Genomic DNA, 2,942 nt, shown 5'->3' on the forward strand with positions numbered 1-2,942 from the left:
GATAATTTATTGATATTTAGCAGATTAAGTCGATCCGGTTCACAATAACCTTGACCATTACAACCCAAAACTTATTTATCAATGAAAAATAATTAGACATCGATCACGCTTAATTTCCTAAAAAAATAAAGAAAGCCCCAACATGATGTTGAGGCTTTGCCAAAAAATTAACTTACAAGAATCGAGTTATTTCACGCTGGTCACTCGACTTGCTTTCTCACCGGTTGCTGACACAGAACGGATAAACACTTCACCTTTCACATTTGGACGAGCATTATCTGCGTAAGTTAGCCAGTTCTTGCCGTCTAGAGAGTATTGAAGCTTCACCCCTGGGAACTGAACGTTCATTGCTAGCTTGCCATCTTCTACTTTCGCACCTGGTACAGGCAGGCGGTAGTCGATACCTGATTTTTCTAGCTTAGCCAGTTCGCGTTGGCCAAGTACGTTCGCAAAGCGGTTGTAGTCTTGGTTTAGCGCGACTTTGTCTACTAGGTTAGAGTTTTGCGAGTATTCAACACCCACTTTGTAGTCGTTTTCCCAATCAGCACGGTGCCATGCACGCTCAGCGGCTGCTAGTACGCGAGGGAATACCATGTACTCGTATTGCTCATCGTTACGTACTGTCTCAGACCAAAGCTGTGCTGATAGACCGTAGAAAGGTTTCGCTTCGATTTCACCTTTACCAGTGAAGCCGTTACCATCGCGGTCTACAGAAGTTTCTGCGTTTTGAGGCATGTTCTCTGGTGCAAAACCAAACATCTTACGAGTATCTGTTGCACGTGTTGCCCAGTAGTAACCACGCTCTTTCTGGTCAACTTCGTACGGCATGTCCATGTACACGTAGTCTGGGTTAGAAACGATAACGTCGTAACCTTTCTTAGACCATTCGTACACTGATGATGTGCCCCCCCAGTAAAGAACGTCCCAGAAGTTAACACGTGTGTTTTCTGTTGCGAACGCTTTCTCACCTTCGCTGTACTTAAGGCCATCTTGCCAAGCTTGGAAGTTTGGAATGCCTTTCTCTGCCACCATCTTCGACACTTCTTCTGCAAAGTGGCTTGGTAGATGAGCAAAATCGCTTACCGTACCGTCTGCAATTAGCGTCTGACATTGTGGTGACTGTGCGAATGGCTTGTCTTGCTTAGACAAATCAATGTTACCCTTCCAGCTTACTTTGTCTTCTGCGTTGATGTCTTGCAGACCAGCGCCTAGCTTGATGTTCTTCGCTTCGTCACCACCAAAGTGCCATGTTGTTAGCGGCGTGCCCGCTTCTTGGTGCATTGCTGCTACTTCTGAAATCACTTTATCAACAAAGCGAGTTGAAGATTCCATACATGGGTTGATGAAGCTTTGCTTGTTGTAGAACTGAACCGTTGTTACGTTCGATGTATCTTGAGGATCCATCAGGCGGTACTCGTTCGCTTCTGCTTCTTTACCTTCTTCCATTAGGCGGTCGTAACGTGCTTCCATTGATACCACTGCTGCACGAGCGTGCGCTGGCATATCGATTTCAGGAATCACTTCGATGTTACGCGCTTTCGCGTACTTCAAGATGTCCACGTAGTCTGCTTTGCTGAAGAAGCCAGAACCAAAGTTGTCTGTCGTTGCACCTGAGCCAAGCTGAGGCAGTAAACAGCTTTTCTCTTCCAAATCGAAACAACGGTTAGCACCCACTTCAGTCAGCTCAGGCAGACCCGGGATTTCTAAACGCCAGCCTTCATCATCCGTTAGATGAAGGTGTAGTTTGTTCATCTTGTACGCTGCCATTTGGTCAAGCGTTGCAAGGATTGCGTCTTTAGAGTGGAAGTTACGAGCCACGTCCACCATCACACCACGGTAATCAAAACGCGGCGCATCTTTAATAGACAGTTGTGGTAGAGAATCAGCATTTTGGCTATCTACCAGGCCAAAGATAGATTGTACTGCGTAGAAAGCACCTGCTTGGTCAAACGCTTTAATCGCAATACCGTCGCCTTTGATGCTCATTTCGTAAGCACCAGATTTTGCCAATTCACCGGTGAAGTCTGCAGGAACAACAGTGATGCTTACAGGAAGATCACCACGAACATCCACACCTACCACTTCTGCACGACCTTGAATTGCTGCGTATTGAGCCGCATCGAATGCGTCTTTAGGCAGCGCAATACCCGCCGCGATATCTACCGTACCTTTACCTGCTTCAACAGACATTGGCGTTGGTAGTAACGTGGTTGATACGTCTTGTTTTGCTAGATCTTCGTTCTTCTCGAAACGAGACACAGCGCTCGCAAATACGTTGTTGTCATCTGGCGTACGTTTTAGGTTGTTACCCTCAAGGCCAGTCACGAAAGATGCAACGTCTTCTGTGTTAAGAGAAGCGATCATCTTAGGCTCTGCATTTGGTGCAGCAACGAAAGCGCCTGGCATGAAGTCAGTTTCAAATAGCTGCCAGTATTCAGCAACAAGAGGAAGCACAACCTCTTCACCCGCAGCAAAACCATCAAACTTATCTGTTGGTTCTAGTTTGTGTAGATCACCCGTTACGCGAGAGATTTTAAACTGTTCGTTTTCAACATCCAGAATCAGACGAATGCTATGGAAGTAAATAGCCCAATCTTTTGAGTCAACCGCTTCACCTTGGTTAACCAGCGTCATGTTTACCTTGTTACAAGACGCCCACTCAGCCCCTAAGTCCTGACAAGCAAGACCTTCGTTTGCACCGTGGTTAGTCAACACTTGGTATTGAATATCAAGATTATTAGCCAACGAATTTACAACTTGTTGTTCAGAGCTTTGCAGCGCAGAGCAACCTGCTAATGTAGTGATAACAGAAACAGCAATCAGACTAGGTTTAAACATCTTACTTCCCCAAAAAAGTCAGTGGTTCAAAACGACAATGATAAAAATCTCGGCCCCTCAAATGCGAGGTGCCTAACCGTTACATTCAACATACAACCTGTTAT

At 45.8% G+C, this 2,942-nt stretch carries 1 protein-coding gene; it reads right to left on the reverse strand.

Annotated features, from left to right (window positions below; translation table 11 throughout):
* Nucleotides 1-186: 186 nt before the first annotated feature.
* On the reverse strand, nt 187-2,838 hold the full coding sequence (locus CAG68_RS21445) for a beta-N-acetylhexosaminidase (RefSeq protein ID WP_086046569.1): 2,652 nt from the start codon (nt 2,836-2,838) through the stop codon (nt 187-189).
* Nucleotides 2,839-2,942: the final 104 nt, after the last annotated feature.

It is taken from the genome of Vibrio sp. V42_P2S4T144 (assembly GCF_009904715.1).
GTDB classification, from domain to species: domain Bacteria; phylum Pseudomonadota; class Gammaproteobacteria; order Enterobacterales; family Vibrionaceae; genus Vibrio; species Vibrio alginolyticus.